Here is a 21,105-nt window from a genome sequence, read left to right as displayed (position 1 = left end):
TTTAAAACATAGAAAGTATGAAATCGTATTTCGTATGGGTGGCTTCTTTATTACTGTCCACCAATTTATTAGCACAAGCTCCTGCCGGTTATTATAGCGGGACTACCGGGCTTACAGGTCAGGCACTAAAAACCAAACTAAGTCAGATCATCACCAACGGTCATGTCGATCATGGATATGGAGGATTGTGGACGGCCTATCAAACTACAGACAGAGATTATTACTACGAAAACGATGGAACGGTTTTGGATATGTATTCTGAAAATCCTACAGGATCGGATCCGTATTCGTACACGATATCGACCAACCAATGCGGGTCGTATTCTGCAGAGGGACATTGTTATAATCGTGAGCATGTTGTACCTCAAAGTTTGTTTAGTGAAGCTTCACCAATGAAAAACGATATTCATTTCATCAGAGCTACCGATGGTAAAGTGAATGGGATGAGAAGCAATTATCCTTTTGGGAAAGTAGGTACAGCAACATTCACTTCTCAAAACGGATCCAAATTGGGGAATTCTGTTTCTGCAGGATATTTCGGAACGGTGTTTGAGCCGATTGATGAGTTTAAAGGCGATATCGCCAGGATGATATTTTATTTCGTAACCCGTTATGAAAATAACCTTTCTAATTTTTCTTCAGGGGACATGTTGGGAGGTTCTTCGTATCCAGGGTTACAATCTTGGGAGCTCAACCAGTTGTTGTTGTGGCATGCTCAAGATCCGGTTTCTGCAGCTGAAATTGGCAGAAACAACGCTTCTTATGCCTATCAAGGAAATAGGAATCCCTACATCGATAATCCACAGTGGGTGGGTGTAGTTTGGGGGAATCTAGATGCGGTACCTCCAACAGCAGCTGCCAATCTTGCGACTTCTGGATCTACCAGCAATTCAATCAATTTGTCATGGACAGCAGCTACGGATAATGTTGCTGTGGCGGGTTATGATGTCTATGTTAATGGAGTTTATCACTCCACCGTTTCCGGAACTTCATGTGTGATTAGCGGATTGTCGCCATCTACAACTTATTCGTTTTATTTAATTGCAAAAGATCTTTCAGGAAACGCATCACCACAAAGTAATACCGCAAGTGGAACAACACTAGCAGGATCTGGAGGCGGAACTCCTGGTACTTCTTGTGGGACTGAAGACTTTGCGTCCATTCCTACAGGATCTGGGTATGCAATAAGAACTTGGGCCAACAATTCAATCACTTGGACGGCAACCGATGCTAGGGTAGATGAGACCATTAATGGAAAAGCAATAACTGTAAGAAATGGAAATTTATTGTCATCTACAATTTCTGGAGGTGTCGGATCCATCACCATGACCACCCAATTGAAGTATTCGGGTTCAGATGCTAACCTGAATGTTGAGGTGAATGGGGTACAAGTAGGTACCATACCGTACTCTGCAACAGTGGGTACATTTACCATTAACAACATTAATGTAACGGGAAGTTTTACCATAAAAGTGATACAACCAACCACGGGAAATCGTGTTGCAATAGACGATCTTAGTTGGACTTGTTATACTTTGGGTACCAACGAAGTTGCCAAAGATGAGCAGTTTGTAGTGTATCCAAACCCAGTGAAAAACAATCAGCTTTTTGTGAAAGGGAAAAATATTGAAAAAATAGAATTTGCAGAAATTTATTCCACAGAAGGTCGTTTGGTAGAGAAAATTAAACATCCTTTTAAAAACGGAAACCAATTGAACTTGCCAAAACTCTCCAAAGGAAAATATTTCTTGAAAACCAAAAACGAAACCAAATCGTTTATTATCGAATAATAAATGTCATACCATCCAGGCCGAAGTTTTCTTCGGTCTTTTTTATATTTGTAAGATGGAAGCTATTAAAAAACTAGGACTGATCGGGAAAAACATCTCCTATTCTTTTTCTAAAAAATATTTTGAAGAGAAATTTAAAAAATCCTTCATTCAAGAGTATTCGTATTCGCTTTTTGACCTTGAAAGTTCTGATGAGGTTGAATCTTTGTTGAGTTCCAACGAAATGTTGGGTTTCAATGTGACCATTCCGTACAAAGAAAAAGTAATTCCGTTTTTGGATGAACTTAGTCCTGAAGCCCAAGAAATAGGAGCGGTCAATACCATTTTGCTAAAAGATGGAAAGAGAAAGGGCTACAATACCGATGTTGTAGGTTTTGAAAAAAGCCTGAAGTTGATGCTGAAAGATGAACAGCAATCGGCAATTGTTTTGGGAGACGGAGGAGCTTCTAAAGCGGTGCAATTTGTGCTGAAAAAACTAAATATTCCTTTCATAATTGTTTCCAGAAAAACAGGATTGACCTTTGACGAGTTGAATTTTGAAACGGTAAGGAAACATCATATAATTGTACAGTGCACACCGGTAGGGACTTTCCCAAATGTTGACGACTGTCTGGATTTTCCATTTTTAGGACTTACAAAAGATCATGTTCTGATCGACTTAATTTACAATCCAACAGAAACTCGTTTTCTAAAAATGGGACAAGCAGCGGGAGCCAAAACCATGAATGGACTTTTTATGTTGGAGCAGCAAGCTGAAGCGGCATGGAGAATTTGGACCGAAAATTAAAAAATACAAGTCGGTCTTGATTTCAAGTTTTTTTTATAAATTTACTGATTGATACACCATAGAACTAATAAAAAGATTTGTTATGATTACAGAAAGCAACTTTTCTGAGAACGAAGAGAATAAACCACAGCAAGAACATCCAAATAACGACCAAGCCATATCTGAAAACACACCCGAAGCTTCGGATGTCGCACATGATGAGGTAGAGCATACAACGGATGCACGATCCGTAGGCGAGTTGGTGGACGAAATGGAAAAATTAATCAATCAACCCAATGCTGGTGCCGAATCCAAAGCGTTCAATCATCTCAAAAATTTGGTTAAAAATAAAGTGGCTGATGAAAGGGAAGTGAAAAAACACGAATTCGAAGCCGAACACGAAACCGACGAATCTTTTTCTTGGGAGCATCCTTTGGCCAATAAAATCTCTGGTATCCTGCATATTTTTCATGAAAAACACCAAGAGCACCTGAAGCATCAGGAAGAATTGCATCAAAAACACAGAGAAGAAAGGCACGAAATCATCGAAAGATTAAAAAGACTGAATGCCAATAGCGAACCGGGTGTTAATTTGTTTAAAGAAATAAGAGAAATAAAAAAAATGTGGACGGAAGCCGGACAGGTTTCAAAATCCGATTTTAATACCTTAAACAACGATTATTTTCATCATTTGAATCAGTTTTATCAAATGTTGGACATACACAAAGAATTCTTGGAGCAAGAATATTCTCATAATTTAGAGAAAAGATTGCACATCATCGAAAGAGCCAAAGAATTGGAAAGCGAAAGTTCTGTGCAAAAAGCGCTAAATGAATTGCAATACCTGCACAGATTATGGAAGGAAGAGGCAGAACCTGTCGCTGAAGAGTTTAGAGAGAAAACCTGGGAGGAATTCAAAACGGTTTCCAATAAAATTCACGAAAGAAAAGCTGAGCTAACGGCTCAGATAGAAGCCGAACAGTTGGCGCACCTTGAAAAGAAAAATGATATCATTTCCCAAATGAATGCGGTATTGTCCAATCAAGAAAAAGGACATCAATATTGGCAAAATGCCATCAAAAAAATAGAAGAGCTTAGATCCGAGTTTCTAAAAACCGGGAATGTGCCAAGAAGATTATCAAACGAAAACTGGAATGCCTTTAAAGTTGCGCTGAAAGACTTTAACTCAGCTAAAAATAATTTTTATAAATCACTAAAAAGCAATCAACTAAAAAATCTTGAAGACAAGTTGGCACTGATCAAAATTGCAAAGGACAATATGCTTACCGAAGATTGGGAAATGGCACTTCCGTTGTACAAAAAACTTCAAGACGATTGGAAAAAAATTGGACATGTACCAAGGAATATGACCGACAAAACATGGGCGGATTTCAGAGAAGCGTGCAATGGATTCTTTAACAACTACCGAGAAAAGAAAAAAGCAACAGGCGATAATTGGAAAGAAAATTTCAAATTGAAAACTCAGCTTTTGGCCGATTTGAAAGCCGTTTCTGACGGTGAAGGAAGTGTTGAAAAAATTGAAGCAATCAAAACCGAATGGAATGCCATTGGAAAGGTGCCAAGAGAAAAAATGAACATCAATTCTGAGTTTAACAAAGTCTTGAGAGAAAAATTGAAACTGAACAAGATCAACGAATTCGAACTGAAAGAAGATGGATTGTCCGGAGCTCAACTGACAGACAAAGCCAGAAAAATGAAAAATCAAATTGCTGAGCTGGAATCTGAAATTACCACTTTGGAAAATAACCTGGGTTTTTTCTCCAATCCAAGTCGAGAAAATCCTTTGTTAACCGATACTTACAACAAAATTGACGAGAAAAAAGAATTGTTGGAAAGCATGAAGGTAAGCCTTCATCAAATGATTGCTGGAGAATAATCTTTTGAAATTTTAATAACAAACAGCGAAGCAAAGCACCATTTGACTTCGCTTTTTTATACAACATGAACGACGAAATTTTCATGCAGCGCTGCATCGATTTGGCTCAAAAAGCTTTTGGAAAAACCTATCCCAATCCCATGGTGGGCTCTGTCGTTGTGCATCAAGGGCGGGTTATTGGCGAGGGATATCACAAAAAAGCGGGTGAAGCTCATGCCGAAGTGAATGCCATAAAATCCGTGAAAAATCCAGAACTTCTCAAAGAATCAACCCTTTATGTTTCTTTGGAACCTTGCTCTCACTTCGGGAAAACACCACCTTGCTCTCTGAGGATTGTGGAAGAAGGCTTTAAAAAAGTTGTTGTGGGGACTTTGGATTCTCATGAAAAGGTCAATGGAAAAGGAACTGATTTGATTAAAAAAGCGGGGATTGAAGTGGGTTTCTCAAGTTTGAATCTCGAATGCAGATCGCTCAACAAACGATTTTTCACCTATCATCAAAAAAAGAGGCCTTTTGTAATCCTAAAATGGGCTGAATCTAAAGATGGTTTTATCGATAAAGATTTTAAACCAACAGCGATTGGTAACGATGTTACCCAACAGTTTGTTCATAAAATGAGAAGTGAAGAGCATGCGATTTTGGTCGGTACACAAACGGCACTCAACGACAATCCGAGTTTGACAACAAGGGCTATTGACGGTAGAAATCCAACGCGGATTTTGGTGGATTTTGATTTGAAAGTTCCCCCTGATTTTAAAATATTTAATGAAGAGGCGGATACCATCATCATCAACGGTATCAAAAATGAAGTTTGTGGTAATTTGAAATTTGTGAAAATTGACCATGAAAACTTTTTACAGAATTTAATGAAGGCTTTGTATGAAAACCAAATACAATCGGTATTGGTGGAAGGGGGAAGAAAGATCCTTAACGAGTTTATTGCACATGAAATTTGGGACGAATGTTTTGTTATTAAAAATTCAGATTTGATTTTAAAAAATGGAACACAAGCGCCAAGTTTTGAATCTAATGCCAATTCCATAGAGAATTTCCGAAACTGCACCGTTGAATATTTTAAAAACAATGACTTTTAGCTAAACGATATTTGCAATGATCCATGCGTATAATACCATATCTGTACCCGTCGAAGATGTCCTTCTGAAAGAAAAAGGAAGTAAATTTGTTGGGTTTGCCTATCCTGTAAACAACGAAGCCGATGTCAAAGATTGTTTGGCGAAATTGTACGAAATTCATCCCAAAGCAACCCATCACTGTTATGCTTTTCGTTTGGGCTTGCAAGGTGAAAATTATCGTGCAAATGACGATGGCGAACCTTCAGGAAGTGCAGGGTTACCGATCTATAACCAACTTTTAGCACACGACATAACCCATGTTTTGTTGGTGGTCATCCGATATTACGGCGGTACCAAGTTGGGCGTTTCGGGTTTGGTGAAAACCTACAAGGAATCGGCAAAGTTAACTTTAGATGCTTGTGAAATTGTTACAAAAGAATTGGAAACGGTACTTGAAGTGAGTTTTAATTTCAATCAGCAAAACCTTCTTTTTACTTTGCTCAATAAATTTGATGCAAAAATTTTGGATTTTGACACCCAAGATTTGTGTACCATAAAAGCAAGTCTCAAAGTGGTTCATAAAGAAAACATCTCGGAAAAACTCTCCGAGATGCAACATGTTCAATTTGATTTTTTAGATTAATCTCTTCGTCCACCCATCAGCATGGATGCGAAATAGATAAGTTGTGCCAAGGATCCCAAAGCAGCAACAACATAAGTTCTGGCAGCCCATTTCAAGGCGTCTTTGGCGCCATCGTGCTCTTCGCGACTTACCGTTCCCGATTTTTCCAACCAAGCCAAAGCTCTATTGCTGGCGTCGTATTCTACTGGCAGTGTGACAAATGCGAATAGAGTGGTTATGGCAAACAATACTACACCGATCGCTAACACGGTTTTGTTTCCGCTCATGGCCATTACGGCAATACCACCCATCAATATCCATTGCATAAGATTGGATGCAATGTTTACGGCAGGGACCATTTTGGATCTGAATTCCAACATGGAATATCCTACTTTATGTTGTACAGCGTGGCCACATTCGTGAGCAGCAACTGCAGCAGCAGCGGCATTTCTTTGCATATAAACACCTTCGGAAAGGTTTACCGTTTTGTTTGCAGGATTGTAATGGTCAGTCAATTGACCCGGTACAGAGATTACTTGCACATCGGTAATTCCGTTGTCTCTCAGCATTTTTTCTGCGATTTCCTTTCCTGACATTCCATTTCTTAAATGCAGTTTTGAGTAATGTTCAAATTTGGATTTCAAACGATATTGTATCCACATACTCAAAAGGAAAACGACTCCAATAATTAAATAATAACTACCCATTTTGATTTTTTTTAACTTTTAATTTTTTCTTAGAATTGTTATGTAAAAAACATGCCAAATATGGTAAAATAATTGCAGAAAACCTATATTTGTGTATCAATCGAAATTTTTATGTCAAAAGTCACCATGCGCGAAGTATCCAACAGTCAGGATTTGATGGACTTCATTAGATTTCCTATGGAATTGTATAAAGACAATCCTTATTTTGTGCCGCCTTTAATTCAAGATGAAAAAAACATCTGGGACTCTAAAGAAAATCCGGCATTGCTTTATTCTGAATGTAAAAAATATTTGGCCTTGAAAGAGGGGAAAGTACTCGGTCGAATTGCTGTGATGATCAATCATAAAGAAGCCAAAGAATTGGGCATAGAAAAAGTTCGATTTGGATGGTTGGATTTTGTAGATGATCCTGAAGTATCCGAAGTATTGATTGCTAAAGCTGTAGATTATGCTAAGGAACACAAAGTATCTAAAATAGAAGGTCCTATGGGATTTACCAATTTGGATAAAGCAGGAATGCTCGTGATGGGTTACGATCAATTGGCAACCATGATCGGGATTTATAACCACGATTACTATCCAAAGCATATGGAACAATTGGGGCTGAAAAAAGAAAAAGAATGGGTAGAATTTGAAATTATTTTCCCTGATGTTCTTCCGGAAAAAGTCACAAAATTCAGTCAGTTGATTGCGGAGAAATATAAACTAAAAGTGGTAAAATTCAACAATAAAAAAGAAATTCTACCTTTGGTAGAGCCCATGTTCAAGTTGTTGGACGAAACCTATAAAAACCTTTCGACCTATACCCCGATTACGGACGAGCAGATCAAGACTTATAAAGAAAAATACTTTGGTTTTATAGATAAAGACTATATTGTGTGCATTAACGATGAACACGATAGGCTAATTTCTTTCGCCATTACCATGCCTTCCTATTCTAAAGCCCTACAGAAAGCCAAAGGGAAACTTTTCCCTCTCGGTTGGTATCATTTTCTACAAGCCGGCAAAAAAAACGATAGAGCCAATTTTTATTTGATTGGGATACATCCTGATTATCAACGACGAGGGGTGACCTCAATAATTTTTAAAGAGATCTATGATATTTTTAAGAAAAAAGGAGTGCGGTTTTTAGAAACCAATCCAGAATTGGAAGAAAATAAAAATATCCAGTTGCTTTGGCAAGATTACAATCCTGTAAATCATAAAAGAAGAAGAACTTACGCTTTGAATTTGAACGACCCACACAAAATTGACTTATGAAACGACATCTTTACTTCTACGGATTGTTAATATTCGCATTTATTTTTTACAATTTATTCTTTAAAATTGATGATGTTAGACTTCATAATATTATAAACATTGTTTGGGGTTCGGTGATATTCCTTTACATTGCTTATATGGCAATGGTTTTACTCAAGAAAACAAAAAATAAAAGTTAATTGAAGGTAGAATGGTGGAATGTTTTATAAAAATGAATTATTTTAATTCAATAAACAATTAAACGGGTGATTATTTTTAATCGTTCTAAATTACATCTTTTGTAAATTGAAGCGGATATTAGGCATGATAAAACTTATAACTTAATGTTAAATTCCTTAAATTTGCAAATTGAGAAAATAATGTAGATAATGAATTTACCAGAAAATTATATTCCGATTTTAATTTCCGCAGCGGTGTCGTTGGGGTTTGTTTTGGTTTCGCTTTTAGGAGCTCATTTTTTAGGTCCTAGACAGAAAAAAGGCGATAGCATAAAAAATCAAAACTTTGAGTGTGGTATAGAAATTAAAGGAAATGCCAGAGCTCCGTATTCCATTCGATATTTCTTGACGGCCGTATTGTTCGTGCTTTTTGATATAGAAATTGTGTTTTTCTATCCTTATGCGGTGAATTTTAAAGAATTCGGTTTCGAAGGATTTTTAGCCATTCTAACTTTCGTAGCAGTTTTCTTTACAGGATTTATTTATGTTTTGAAAAGAGGTGCGCTGGATTGGAATAAATAATCGAGCCCAAAGTTGAATTTAATTAATTAGTACAATGTCTGATAATAAACCAATCATAAATACAAATGCTCCTGCTCCTGCGGGATACGAAGGAGAAGGTTTTTTTGCAACCAAACTTTCGGATCTCATCGGTTTAGCAAGATCGTATTCCCTTTGGCCATTGCCATTTGCAACATCGTGTTGCGGTATCGAGTTCATGGCAACCATGGCACCCAATTACGATTTAGGACGATTTGGAGGGGAAAGGATGAGTTTCTCGCCCAGACAAGCCGATGTCTTGATCGTTTGTGGAACCATTTCCAAAAAATTAGGACCAATCCTAAAAGATATTTATTTGCAAATGGCTGAACCGAAATGGGTAATCGCTGTAGGTGCTTGTGCTTCCAGTGGTGGTATTTTCGATTCTTATTCCGTATTGCAAGGTATTGATAAGATAATCCCTGTGGATGTGTATGTTCCTGGATGCGCACCTAGACCAGAGCAAATTTTGGACGGATTTATGCAAATTCAAAAACTAGCACAAAGTGAAAGTTTGAGAAGAAGAGATTCTGAAGAATACAAAAAACTTTTAGAAAGTTATAATATTAAATAAATTCTAATTCATTTTCCGAATCGGAAAATAAAAAGTAGAAAATATGACAAACGAATTTGTTTTAGAAGCCATCTCCAGAGAGTTTCCAGAAAGCGTAATTACGCATTCTGAACCTTACGGAATGCTGACCATAGAGATAAAAAAAGAAGATATTAAGAAAGTCATTCATCACCTGAAAGATTCTTCACTGAATTTTCATTTTTTAACCGATGTGACAGGTATTCATTATCCAGACAACAAAGAGAGAGAGTTGGGGGTGATCTATCATCTTCACAACATGATAGAGAATTTCAGATTGAGACTGAAGGTATTCATGCCCAAACCCAATGCGGAGGTCGAGTCCATTACCGATTTGTACTCCGGAGCCAACTGGATGGAAAGAGAAACTTTTGATTTCTTCGGAATTAAATTTAGAAACCACCCGGATTTAAGAATTATTTTAAACGATCCAGAGCTGGGAGTTCATCCAATGTTAAAGGAATTTCCTCTTGAGGATCAAACCAGAACCGATAAGGACGATAAAATGTTCGGTAGATAAAAAGCTAAAGCCTTGCTTAACGCTTAAAGTCAAATATTATGAAAGACAATACATTATCCAATATACTCGGGCAATACGAAGCCAAAGAACAAATTGACGGACAGTTGTATACCCTGAATTTGGGACCAACGCACCCTGCAACACACGGGATTTTCCAAAACATCCTTACCATGGATGGAGAAAGAATTTTACATTCCGAACAAACCGTAGGGTACATCCACCGTGCATTTGAAAAGATCTCCGAAAGAAGAAATTTTGCACAAATCACCACGCTCACCGATCGCCTTAATTATTGTTCGGCACCGATTAATAACATCGGTTGGCACATGACGGTAGAAAAATTAATCGGATGCCAAGTGCCAAAAAGAGTCGATTATATGCGTATCATTATGATGGAGTTGGCCAGGATTGCCGATCACTTGGTATGCAATTCCGTAATTGGTGTAGATACCGGAGCCCTAACCGGATTTACTTATGTATTCCAAGATAGAGAAAGAATTTACGATCTTTACGAACAAGTTAGTGGAGGTCGTTTGACAACCAATATGGGAAGAATAGGTGGTTTTGAAAGAGATTTTTCACCAAAATTCCACGAATTGATAAAAGCATTTATCAAAGAATTCCCAAAAAGATTCCAAGAATTCTGTACCCTTTTGGAGAGAAACAGAATTTTTATGGACAGAACGATCAATGCAGGATCTATATCTGCCGAAAGAGCTTTAAGTTATGGCTTTACAGGACCTAACCTTCGTGCAACAGGAGTGGATTATGATGTTCGTGTAGCACAACCGTATTCGTCCTATGAAGATTTTGATTTTACCATTCCAATTGGTACACAAGGGGATACTTACGATAGGTTTATGGTAAGACAACAAGAAATTTGGGAAAGTTTTAAACTGATCAAAAATGCATACGAAAACTTACCAGAAGGTGATTTCCATGCTGATCTTCCGGATTTTTACTTGCCTGAAAAAGCAGATGTTTATACCAAAATGGAAGCCCTGATCTACCATTTTAAAATCGTAATGGCCGAAACCGATATCCCAAGAGGAGAGGTTTACCATGCCGTTGAAGGAGGAAATGGTGAGTTAGGTTTTTATATGGTCAGCGATGGTGGCCGATCTCCGTATCGTTTGCACTTCAGAAGACCTTGCTTTATCTATTACCAAGCATATCCAGAAATGATTACCGGTTCTGTAATTTCAGATGCCGTAGTCACGCTTAGTTCACTGAATGTGATTGCTGGTGAGCTGGATGCATAATATGTAGATGATTTTTTAATAAATTTTAATAACAGTTTCGGATTTCGTTTTTTTTATAAAATCACAATCTGAACTCTTGAATTCAATATCAAAATGAGCGAAAATATAGTTTTCAAACCAGAAACAATGGAGCAAGTCAATAAGATCATTGCCCGTTATCCAGATGGTAAACAAAAATCTGCTCTTATTCCTATTTTGCATGTTGCGCAAAAAGAATTTGGCGGATGGCTTTCTGTACCGGTAATGGATTATGTAGCAACTGTACTTTCCATAAAACCGATTGAGGTGTATGAAGTGGCTTCTTTCTATACCATGTTCAACATGAAACCGGTAGGGAAATATGTATTGGAAGTATGTAGAACAGGACCTTGCATGGTTTGTGGAAGTGAAAAAATCCTCGATCATATCCGTACAAAACTGAATATTAAAGACGGAGAAACTACAGAAGATGGTTTGTTCACCCTGAAACCAGCAGAATGTCTTGGCGCTTGTGGATACGCACCAATGTTGCAATTGGGCAAGTTTTATCATGAAAATTTAACCATAGAAAAAGTAGATGAGATCATTGAACTTTGCCGTCAAGGAGCCATCGCTTTGGATTAATATACAAAAAAATGAGTAAAAAACTTTTACTTAAAGACGCACATATAGAAGGCATTCGCCACTTCGATGTTTATAGAAAACAAGGAGGGTATGATGCTGTTGAAAAGGCTTTGAAAATGACTCCAGACCAAGTGTTGGAAGAGGTGAAAGCTTCAGGACTTCGTGGTCGTGGAGGTGCTGGTTTCCCAACAGGTATGAAGTGGAGCTTCTTGGCTAAACCAGAAGGCATCCCAAGACACTTGGTTGTAAATGCCGATGAATCCGAACCTGGAACTTTCAAAGACCGCTATCTGATGGAGTTCATCCCTCATTTATTGATTGAAGGAATGATTATTTCATCTTTTACCTTGGGCTCTAACCTTTCATATATCTACATCCGTGGAGAGTATTCTTGGATTCCGGATATATTAGAAGAAGCCATTGAAGAAGCAAAAAAAGCGGGCTTCCTAGGTAAAAACATCTTAGGTTCTGGTTTCGATTTAGAAATTTATGTTCAAAGAGGTGCCGGAGCTTACATTTGTGGTGAAGAAACGGCTTTACTAGAATCTTTGGAAGGAAAAAGAGGAAATCCAAGAATCAAACCACCTTTCCCTGCTGTAAAAGGACTTTGGGGAAGACCAACCGTGGTTAACAATGTTGAATCTATTGCAGCCGTAGTACCCATCATTAACATGACCGGTGCTGAATATGCTAAAATTGGCGTAGGCCGATCAACAGGGACAAAATTAATTTCAGCTTGTGGTAATATTAACAAACCCGGCGTTTATGAAATTGATATGACCATTACAGTTGAAGAATTTATTTATTCTGATGAATATTGTGGAGGCATCCCGAACGGAAAACGATTAAAAGCGTGTATCCCTGGTGGATCTTCCGTACCCATTGTACCCGCAAATTTATTGTTGAAAACCATCAGTGGTGAACCGAGATACATGAACTATGAATCTCTTTCTGACGGAGGTTTTGCAACAGGAACCATGATGGGTTCTGGAGGGTTTATCGTCTTGGACGAAGACCAATCCGTTGTCGAACATACCTTGACTTTGGCTAGATTTTATGCCCATGAAAGTTGTGGTCAATGTACACCATGTCGTGAAGGTACCGGTTGGATGTACAGAATTTTGAAAAAAATCTATTCCGGAAAAGGAACCATGGCCGATATCGATTTGCTGTGGGATGTACAAAGAAAAATTGAAGGAAATACCATTTGCCCTCTTGGTGATGCTGCTGCATGGCCTGTAGCTGCAGCCATTAGACATTTCCGTGACGAATTTGAATGGTATGTGAAAAACCCAGAACTTAGTCAGACTCAAAATTACGGTTTGGCTCATTATGCAGATCCAATTGTGGTACCTGCAAACCAATAATATGAAGAAATTAGTTTTAGCTGCCTTTAGCTTTTTGGCCTTTACCAATGCTTTTGCGCAGATAGATCATACAGAAGACGATCAATCATTAACAAAAAAAGGAAAAGTCTTTTTATTTTGGGGATGGAATAGAGCGGTTTATTCCGATTCTAACATCCATTTTAAAGGCAACGGATACAATTTTACTTTGAAAAATGTATCGGCTCATGACAGACCAACCGAATTAAGTTTTAATGATTATTTAAAACCGGATAGGCTAACCATTCCGCAAACCAATGCCAGAATAGGTTATTTTATCCAAGACAAAGTAGCTGTAGTTTTAGGTCTTGATCATATGAAATATGTGATGGATCAAAAACAAAATGTAGGATTCAAAGGAAATATTTCCGACCCTACCTATGCAGCAATGGTTCAGCCGGGACAAGTCGTAAATCTTAGCGATGAAAAATTCCTGACTTTCGAACATACCGACGGGTTGAACTATGTTAATATTGGTGCCGAGAGATTTGAAAATCTGTATCATACCAAAGGTTTTGATTTGGAACTTTCTTTCGGAGCGGGGTTAGGGGCTTTAATTCCTAAGACCAATGCCAAATTATTTGGAAATGAAAGAAGCGATCGTTTTCATTTGGCCGGCTTTGGAGCAGATGTAAGAACAGGTTTTAATGCCATTTTTGCAAAACATATTATGTTAAGATTAGAAGGCAAGTTGGGATATATCAATATGCCGGATATCAAAACAACACTCAACAATAGACCGGATAAGGCATCGCAAGATTTCTTTTTTGCACAAGCCAATCTGGGGATAGGATATATATTTGGATTCTCTAAAAAGAGATAATTTGATAAAGCTTATAAAAATATAAAAATGAGCGACGAAATTAAAAAAGTAAAAATAACCATTGATGGTAAAACGACAGAAGTTTTGCCGGGAACTACCATTTTGGAAGCCGCCAGACAAATAGGTGGCGAGGTAACTCCAGCAGCAATGTGTTATTATAAACCACTTGAACAAAGTGGAGGCCGATGCAGAACTTGTTTGGTTGAAGTTTCTAAAGGTTCTGAAGCCGATCCTAGACCAATGCCAAAATTGGTTGCAAGTTGTAGAACCGCTGTAATGGACGGCATGGAAGTGAAAAACAACTCTTCTGAAAAAGCAGTAGAAGCTCACAAAGCAGTTACTGAATTTTTACTGATCAACCATCCATTGGATTGCCCGGTTTGTGACCAAGCTGGTGAATGTCATTTACAAGACCTAAGCTACGAACACGGATTACAAGAAACCAGAACCGAGTTTGAAAAAAGAACTTTTGATGCCGATGACATCGGACCGAACATCAAACTGAATATGAACCGTTGTATTCTTTGTGCAAGATGTGTACTTCTTGCCGGTCAGTTGACCGAAGAAAGAGAGCATGGAATCTTAAACAGAGGTTGGGAAGCAGAAATCTCTACCAACCTAAACAAAGCTTTGCACCACGACTTTATCGGAAATGTTATTGATGTCTGTCCAGTAGGGGCATTAACAGATAGGACATCCAGATTCAAACAAAGAGTTTGGTTCACCAAACCAATGAACGCAACTTGCGAATGTACTAAGTGTGCTGGTAAAGCTGTTCTATGGATGAAAGGTGAAGAAATTGTGAGAGTAACTGCAAGAAAAGATCAATGGGGTGAGGTACAAGATTGGATCTGTAACGAATGTCGTTTTGAGAAAAAAGATACCAACCAATGGACAATCGAAGGACCAAGACATATTGACAGACACTCGGTAATCTCCCTAAACCATTATCAAAAAGCGGAAGGCTATCCAAGACATCTTGATAATGCAAGTGCAAAAGAACTAAGTGTAAAAGACGATGAAATCATACAAAATTTGTTAGATAACGATAAATTATTGGATCAATAATTTAGAAAATCAAAACAAAAAGTTGTAGAATATATTTTAAACTCAAATTCATAAAATGGATTTAATTACCTTCAAAATAATTTTAGTATTGTGCTTATTTTTATTGGCACTTACGGTTGCTGCTTACTCCACATGGGGCGAAAGAAAGGTGGCGGCCTTCATCCAAGATCGTTTGGGACCAAACAGAGCAGGTATTTTTGGGTTGTTGCAACCTCTTGCTGATGGGGGCAAGTTTTTCTTCAAGGAGGATTTTACACCCAATTCTGCAGAAAAATTCCTTTTCATCCTTGGACCTTCCATGGTGATGTTTATTTCCCTTATCACCGGTGCGGTTATTCCTTGGGGGGCTCCGATCCAAATTGCTGGACAATCTTTTGATCTGCAGGTTGCTAATGTAGATATTGGTGTTTTATACATCATTGGACTTGCCTCGATAACCGTTTATGGAATGATGATCGGTGGTTGGGCTTCTAATAATAAATATTCACTAATGGGTGCAGTAAGAGCTTCATCCCAAATGATTTCTTACGAACTTGCCATGGGATTGGCACTTTTAGCAATTATTATGATGAGCGGTTCTTTGAATCTAGCTGAAATTGTTAGCCAACAAAGCTCCGGGAAAATCTGGGGTGTTATCCCAACCGTTTCTGGTATGAATTGGAACATCTTCTATCAGCCGGTAGCGTTTTTTATTTTCTTTGTTGCTGCAATGGCAGAATGTAACCGTCACCCATTCGATTTACCTGAATGCGAATCCGAGTTGGTAAACGGATATTTCACCGAATACTCCTCCATGAAATTGGGATTGTATATGTTTGGTGAGTATGTCAACATGTTTATTTCTAATGCTTTGATGGCTGTATTGTTTTTTGGAGGGTACAACTATCCGGGCATCGATTGGGTAACAGAAAATTGGGGAGATAATGCAGCATCTATCCTTTCAGTTGTTGCTTTCCTAAGCAAAACTTTCTTTGGAATTTTTGTTTTCATGTGGATCCGATGGACTTTACCAAGATTCAGATACGATCAATTGATGCATTTGGGATGGAAAAAATTAATTCCTTTTGCTTTGATTAATTTAATGCTTACAGGAGCTGTAATATTGGCTTACCAGCATTATGTAAATTAATAAAACGAGTACAATGAAACTAACGAATAGATCAAAAGTAGTATCCAACAAAACCATGACTTTTTCTGAGAGTTTATACTTACCAGAAATCTTCAAAGGTATGGCAATTACTGCAAAACATATTTTTAAAAAACCTGCAACCATACAATTTCCTGAAGTGAAGAAAACCATGCCAAAAGTATGGCGAGGGCATCATGTTCTAAAATTGGATGATGAGGGCAGAGAAAGATGTACAGCGTGCGGACTGTGTGCTGTAGCGTGTCCGGCAGAAGCCATCACCATGACTGCAGGAGAACGAACGAAAGATGAAAAACACTTGTACAGAGAAGAAAAATACGCATCGACCTATGAAATTAATATGTTGAGATGCATCTTCTGTGGTATGTGTGAGGATGCCTGTCCAAAATCCGCCATCTATATGACCGATCGTTTGGTAAGTGCCGAAGAAAACAGAGGTTCTTTCATCTACGGTAAAGATAAATTAGTTGAGAAAATCAATGCGAGAATTGATATTTCTGAAAGACAAACCGAGAAACAAAAAAATGCTTTGAAATAATGGAACAGATTTTATTTTATTTTGTAGCCGCAATAGCATTGATTAGTGCAAGTTATTTTGTATTTGCTAAAAATCCTTTGTATGCCATCCTTTCGCTTATCATAACATTTTTCTCCATCGCAGGACTTTATGTTTTGTTGAATGCTCAGTTTTTAGGAGTTATTCAAGTTATCGTTTATGCAGGAGCCATCATGGTACTTTTCCTTTATATTTTGATGATGCTAAATCTCAATAAAGAAGATGAAACCAAAAAACACAACATCAATAAATTTGTTGGCATTGTAGCAGCAGGAATTTTATTTATCGGAATTCTTGGAGCATACAAAGGTCTTGCAGGATCTGAAGTAGCCGGAGAGGTTGATTTTGGTGTCGGACTTACCAAAAATTTGGGTAAGTTATTGTTTAACGAATATGTATTGCCTTTTGAGTTCGCATCAGTATTGATCCTTGCAGGGATTGTAGGTGCAGTCTTAATCGGAAAAAGAGAATTATAAAATATGGAAGCAAATACTTTTATACAACAAGTACCTTTGGACTATTTTATCGTCCTGAGTACAGTATTGTTCAGCTTAGGAGTTTTAGGAGTTTTATTAAGAAAAAATGCCATCATCATTTTAGGATGTGTGGAGCTTATGCTGAATTCTGTAAATCTTCTTTTGGCTGCATTTTCTTCCTACAAAGGAGACGGTAACGGACAGATTTTGGTGTTCTTTATTATGGTTGTAGCAGCGGCCGAAGTAGCCGTAGGTTTGGCAATCATCGCGATGATGTACAGAAATACAAAATCGGTTGATGTAAGTATTTTTAATAAATTAAGAGGATAATAGGAATGGAGAATTTAATTTACGCAATTATACTTTTACCATTATTGGGTTTTTTCATTAGTGGTATTTTTGGAAACAAACTTCCTAAAAATGTAACAGGTGGTATCGCTACCTTGGTGGTTTTTGCCTCTTTTTGTTTGGCTGTTTCTGTTTTTATGAACTTTGAAAACACTTCTCAGCCTTTGGTTTTCAATGCTTTTGAATGGTTTTCTGTAAACGGTATGCAAGTGAATTTCGGCTTCCAAGTCGATCAACTTTCTTTGATGATGGTACTGATCATCACCGGGATTGGTTCACTTATTCACTTGTATTCAATTGGTTATATGCACGAAGACGGAGGTTTCTCCAGATTCTTTGCCTACCTTAATCTTTTCGTATTTTCCATGCTCTTGTTGGTATTGGGGAGCAATTATCTAATCCTATTCATCGGTTGGGAAGGTGTGGCTTTGTGCTCCTATTTACTTATCGGTTACTGGTTCGAAAATGAAGAATACGGTAAGGCTTCCAGAAAGGCTTTCATCATGAACAGAATTGGTGACCTTGGACTTTTAGTCGGAATATTCCTTTTGGCTATCGAAACCAACGCTGTGGATTATTTAACCATTTCCAACAACGCTTCTAAGTTTGCAATTGATAGTCCAATTATAATTTTTATCACGGCATCTTTATTTATCGGTGCGGTGGGTAAATCGGCTCAAGTTCCGTTGTACACTTGGTTACCCGATGCGATGGCTGGACCAACACCGGTTTCGGCTTTGATCCATGCGGCAACCATGGTAACGGCCGGTATTTATTTGGTAGTAAGATCCAATTTCTTATATACTTTAGCACCAACGGTACAAGGTGGAATTTTATTTATAGCTTTGTTAACTGCTGCATTGGCTGCATTTTTTGCCATCAGACAAAACGATATCAAGAAAGTATTGGCTTATTCTACAGTATCTCAGTTAGGTTTTATGTTTGCAGCTTTAGGGGTAGGAGCATATACAACGGCCATGTTCCACTTAATGACACATGCATTCTTCAAGGCTTTACTTTTCTTAGGTTCAGGATCCGTAATTCATGCAATGTCTGGCGAACAAGACATGCGTTTTATGGGAGGACTTAAAGATAAAATTAAAGTAACCCATTGGACTTTCTTAATCGGTACTTTGGCTATTTCTGGATTCCCATTGCTTTCCGGTATGATTTCAAAAGATGAAATCCTGATTGCCACTTATGCAAAAAGCCCGATCTATTGGGGAGTTTTATTTGTTATCGCAGCTTTCACAGCAACCTATATGTTTAGAATGTATTTCTTGACCTTTCATGGAACATTCAGAGGAAGTGAAGAGCAAAAACACCATTTGCACGAAAGTCCATTGAACATGACCCTACCATTGATCGTTTTGGCGATATTGTCCATCGTTGGTGGTTTCTTCAACATCCCTAAACTATTTGGCGAATTTTCTTTTACAGAAAAATTGGCTCATTGGATCAAACCAGTGCTTACGGAGCAATCTTGGAGTCAACAACAAGCCAATGTAGAAGGCATGAGCCACAGCACAGAATATATTTTGTTAGCCATTACCATTTTAATGTTCTTCGGAGTTTGGTTTTATGTTAGAAATCTTTATGTTTCTAAAGGTAAATTGGCTCAACCGGAAGAGAATTATAAAGGTTGGGAAAGGCTTTCTGCCCACAAACTTTTTGTTGATGAAATCTACACTCTATTGTTTGTGAAAACAGCCGAAGGTCTAGGAAGAGCTGCAAAAATGTTTGATAAAGATATTTTGGACAGAGGAGTGGAATTTGTTGGTGATGGTGCCGAAGATTCCGGAAAATCCATGAAGAAATTCCAAAACGGGAATATAGAAAACTATGTACTGATCATGTCTTTGGCAATCGGTGTAATTTTAATTGTTAATTTTATTTTTCAATAATGTCGAATATGTTACTAGCATTATTGCTATTACCTCTTGTAGGTTCGGGTTTGGTTTTTGCTTTTAGAAATTCTAACAGCAAGATCGTGGCACTACTATTTTCCATAGCACAACTGGTGCTCACCATTTGCATGATGGCATCTTTTGACTATGGACCAACGGTTGATTCTGCATTACAGTATGAAATCACCTATCCTTGGTCGGACTTTATCCGAAGCACCATTCATTTCGGAGTAGATGGGATGAGCATGCTTTTGGTTTTCCTTACCAATTTATTAGTGCCGTTCATCATTCTTTCATCTTTTAATGAACAAAAATCGTACAGCAACAATTTCTATGCATTAATCTTGATGATGCAATTCGGGTTGTTAGGTGTTTTTACCGCTTTGGATGGTCTTTTGTTCTATATTTTCTGGGAAGTAACCCTTATCCCAATTTGGTTTATCGCCGGACTTTGGGGACAAGATGATAAGAAATTTGCATTTACAACCAAGTTCTTCGTTTATACTTTCGTAGGATCGTTATTCATGCTATTGGGATTGATTTTTGTCTATACCAATGCGGCATCGTTTGCACTTACGGATCTTTATAATGCACAATTGGATACCACCGAACAAAATTTTGTATTTTGGTTCATCTTTTTTGCATTTGCAGTTAAGTTACCGGTGTTCCCATTCCATACTTGGCAGGCAGATACCTATACTTATTCGCCTACACAAGGATCGATGTTGTTGTCTGGTATAATGTTGAAAATGGCCGTTTATGGACTTTTAAGATATCTTTTACCCATCACTCCTGAAGCTGTAGCTGGTACTTCCGGTGGAATTGCCATCATGTTAGCGGTTTTCGGAATTGTTTATGGTGCACTTATCGCAATCGTTCAGAGCGATGCCAAAAGAATCATAGCCTTCTCATCTCTATCGCATGTCGGATTGATTGTAGCGGGGATATTTGCATCTGCTATTTTAAGCCTAAATGGAAAATTTACTTTTGAAGGTGGACAAGGTGCGATGATACAAACTTTGGCTCACGGTATCAATGTAGTTGGTTTGTTTTATTGTGCGGACATTCTTTACAAAAGATTCAAAACAAGAGATATTAGACAAATGGGAGGTTTGGCAAAAGTTGCTCCAAAATTTGCAATCTTCTTTATGATTATCATGCTAGGGTCTCTAGGCGTTCCATTGACCAACGGTTTTATCGGTGAGTTCATCCTGATCAAATCGGTTTTTGATTACAGTGCACTGTTGGGGATTATCTCTGGTCTAACGGTAATTTTGGCAGCAGCCTATTTGTTGAGATTTTACGGTAAAGCCATGTTTGGAAAAGGAAATCCAGAATTGTTGGCTTCTATGAAAGACCTTAGCAATGTAGAATTTATTGTATTGGGAAGTATTTCCATTTTAGTTTTAGCATTTGGGGTATATCCACAATGTGTATTGGATATGGTAGATTCTTCGGTGAAATTCATCTATACAGCTTTGAATTCATAATTGTTGAATCCTTTTAGATCGATAAAGAGTATTAAAATAATTTAAGATTTAGGAA

Annotated in this window: 21 protein-coding genes; 20 read left to right on the top strand and 1 reads right to left on the bottom strand. The window is 37.8% G+C overall.

The window, feature by feature from the left end; all coding sequences use genetic code 11:
• Positions 1-17 precede the first annotated feature (17 nt).
• The 5 genes from H9Q20_RS03490 to H9Q20_RS03470 all read left to right on the top strand — a co-directional run bounded on the left by H9Q20_RS03490 (position 18) and on the right by H9Q20_RS03470 (position 6,169).
• Positions 18-1,790, top strand: coding sequence for an endonuclease (locus H9Q20_RS03490; protein ID WP_187478309.1), 1,773 nt, complete (start codon positions 18-20; stop codon positions 1,788-1,790).
• A gap of 55 nt (positions 1,791-1,845) precedes the next feature.
• Positions 1,846-2,577, top strand: a complete 732-nt coding sequence (locus H9Q20_RS03485) for a shikimate dehydrogenase family protein (protein WP_124640772.1) — start codon at positions 1,846-1,848, stop codon at positions 2,575-2,577.
• An 82-nt stretch (positions 2,578-2,659) separates the two neighbouring features.
• Positions 2,660-4,453, top strand: a complete 1,794-nt coding sequence (locus H9Q20_RS03480; protein WP_187478308.1) for a DUF349 domain-containing protein — start codon at positions 2,660-2,662, stop codon at positions 4,451-4,453.
• Between the two features lie 65 nt (positions 4,454-4,518).
• Positions 4,519-5,547 carry a bifunctional diaminohydroxyphosphoribosylaminopyrimidine deaminase/5-amino-6-(5-phosphoribosylamino)uracil reductase RibD gene (gene ribD, locus H9Q20_RS03475; protein ID WP_187478307.1) on the top strand — a complete coding sequence of 343 codons (1,029 nt, stop codon included), beginning with the start codon at positions 4,519-4,521 and terminating at the stop codon, positions 5,545-5,547.
• Positions 5,548-5,563: 16 nt separating this feature from the next.
• On the top strand, positions 5,564-6,169 hold the full coding sequence (locus tag H9Q20_RS03470; protein ID WP_187478306.1) for an IMPACT family protein: 606 nt from the start codon (positions 5,564-5,566) through the stop codon (positions 6,167-6,169).
• Here the strand turns inward: H9Q20_RS03470 and H9Q20_RS03465 are convergent.
• Positions 6,166-6,855, bottom strand: a complete 690-nt coding sequence (locus tag H9Q20_RS03465; RefSeq protein WP_187478305.1) for a zinc metallopeptidase — start codon at positions 6,853-6,855, stop codon at positions 6,166-6,168. The genes H9Q20_RS03470 and H9Q20_RS03465 overlap by 4 nt on opposite strands.
• 111 nt (positions 6,856-6,966) lie before the next feature.
• On the opposite strand from H9Q20_RS03465, the gene H9Q20_RS03460 reads away from it, so the two are divergent.
• The 15 genes from H9Q20_RS03460 (at position 6,967) to H9Q20_RS03390 (ending at position 21,050) form a co-directional block, all read left to right on the top strand.
• The gene (locus tag H9Q20_RS03460; RefSeq protein WP_124640777.1) at positions 6,967-8,115 is read left to right on the top strand and encodes a GNAT family N-acetyltransferase; all 1,149 of its coding nucleotides are present in this window, start codon (positions 6,967-6,969) and stop codon (positions 8,113-8,115) included.
• Between the two features lie 368 nt (positions 8,116-8,483).
• Entirely contained in the window at positions 8,484-8,855 is a 372-nt protein-coding gene (locus H9Q20_RS03455; RefSeq protein WP_124640779.1) for an NADH-quinone oxidoreductase subunit A, read from the top strand.
• A 34-nt stretch (positions 8,856-8,889) separates the two neighbouring features.
• A complete protein-coding gene (locus tag H9Q20_RS03450) occupies positions 8,890-9,447 on the top strand; it encodes an NADH-quinone oxidoreductase subunit B (RefSeq protein WP_124640780.1) in 558 nt (185 codons plus the stop codon).
• Positions 9,448-9,490: 43 nt separating this feature from the next.
• On the top strand, positions 9,491-9,985 hold the full coding sequence (locus H9Q20_RS03445; protein WP_124640781.1) for an NADH-quinone oxidoreductase subunit C: 495 nt from the start codon (positions 9,491-9,493) through the stop codon (positions 9,983-9,985).
• Between the two features lie 38 nt (positions 9,986-10,023).
• Positions 10,024-11,247 carry an NADH-quinone oxidoreductase subunit D gene (locus tag H9Q20_RS03440; RefSeq protein ID WP_124640782.1) on the top strand — a complete coding sequence of 408 codons (1,224 nt, stop codon included), beginning with the start codon at positions 10,024-10,026 and terminating at the stop codon, positions 11,245-11,247.
• A 93-nt stretch (positions 11,248-11,340) separates the two neighbouring features.
• Positions 11,341-11,850: a complex I 24 kDa subunit family protein gene (gene nuoE, locus H9Q20_RS03435; protein ID WP_124640783.1), complete on the top strand. Its 510-nt coding sequence runs from the start codon at positions 11,341-11,343 to the stop codon at positions 11,848-11,850.
• 11 nt (positions 11,851-11,861) lie between these two features.
• Entirely contained in the window at positions 11,862-13,217 is a 1,356-nt protein-coding gene (gene nuoF, locus H9Q20_RS03430) for an NADH-quinone oxidoreductase subunit NuoF (protein ID WP_124640784.1), read from the top strand.
• Position 13,218: 1 nt separating this feature from the next.
• Positions 13,219-14,058, top strand: coding sequence for a hypothetical protein (locus H9Q20_RS03425; protein WP_262385575.1), 840 nt, complete (start codon positions 13,219-13,221; stop codon positions 14,056-14,058).
• 27 nt (positions 14,059-14,085) lie between these two features.
• Entirely contained in the window at positions 14,086-15,126 is a 1,041-nt protein-coding gene (locus H9Q20_RS03420; protein WP_124640785.1) for a 2Fe-2S iron-sulfur cluster-binding protein, read from the top strand.
• 55 nt (positions 15,127-15,181) lie between these two features.
• On the top strand, positions 15,182-16,255 hold the full coding sequence (gene nuoH / locus H9Q20_RS03415; RefSeq protein ID WP_124640786.1) for an NADH-quinone oxidoreductase subunit NuoH: 1,074 nt from the start codon (positions 15,182-15,184) through the stop codon (positions 16,253-16,255).
• Positions 16,256-16,268: 13 nt separating this feature from the next.
• On the top strand, positions 16,269-16,811 hold the full coding sequence (locus H9Q20_RS03410) for a NuoI/complex I 23 kDa subunit family protein (protein ID WP_124640787.1): 543 nt from the start codon (positions 16,269-16,271) through the stop codon (positions 16,809-16,811).
• Positions 16,811-17,305 (top strand): NADH-quinone oxidoreductase subunit J, encoded by a 495-nt coding sequence (locus tag H9Q20_RS03405; RefSeq protein WP_124640788.1) that lies wholly within the window; start codon positions 16,811-16,813, stop codon positions 17,303-17,305. The genes H9Q20_RS03410 and H9Q20_RS03405 overlap by 1 nt, the downstream gene beginning before the upstream one ends.
• A gap of 3 nt (positions 17,306-17,308) precedes the next feature.
• Positions 17,309-17,635 carry an NADH-quinone oxidoreductase subunit NuoK gene (nuoK, locus tag H9Q20_RS03400; RefSeq protein ID WP_124640789.1) on the top strand — a complete coding sequence of 109 codons (327 nt, stop codon included), beginning with the start codon at positions 17,309-17,311 and terminating at the stop codon, positions 17,633-17,635.
• Positions 17,636-17,640: 5 nt separating this feature from the next.
• Entirely contained in the window at positions 17,641-19,557 is a 1,917-nt protein-coding gene (nuoL, locus tag H9Q20_RS03395) for an NADH-quinone oxidoreductase subunit L (RefSeq protein ID WP_187478304.1), read from the top strand.
• Positions 19,557-21,050, top strand: coding sequence for a NuoM family protein (locus H9Q20_RS03390; protein WP_394336895.1), 1,494 nt, complete (start codon positions 19,557-19,559; stop codon positions 21,048-21,050). Before nuoL ends, H9Q20_RS03390 begins: the two co-directional genes overlap by 1 nt.
• Positions 21,051-21,105 lie beyond the last annotated feature (55 nt).

Source organism: Amniculibacterium sp. G2-70 (assembly GCF_014353055.1).
GTDB classification, from domain to species: domain Bacteria; phylum Bacteroidota; class Bacteroidia; order Flavobacteriales; family Weeksellaceae; genus Amniculibacterium; species Amniculibacterium aquaticum.
This window is presented reverse-complemented; position numbering and strand designations above follow the sequence as displayed.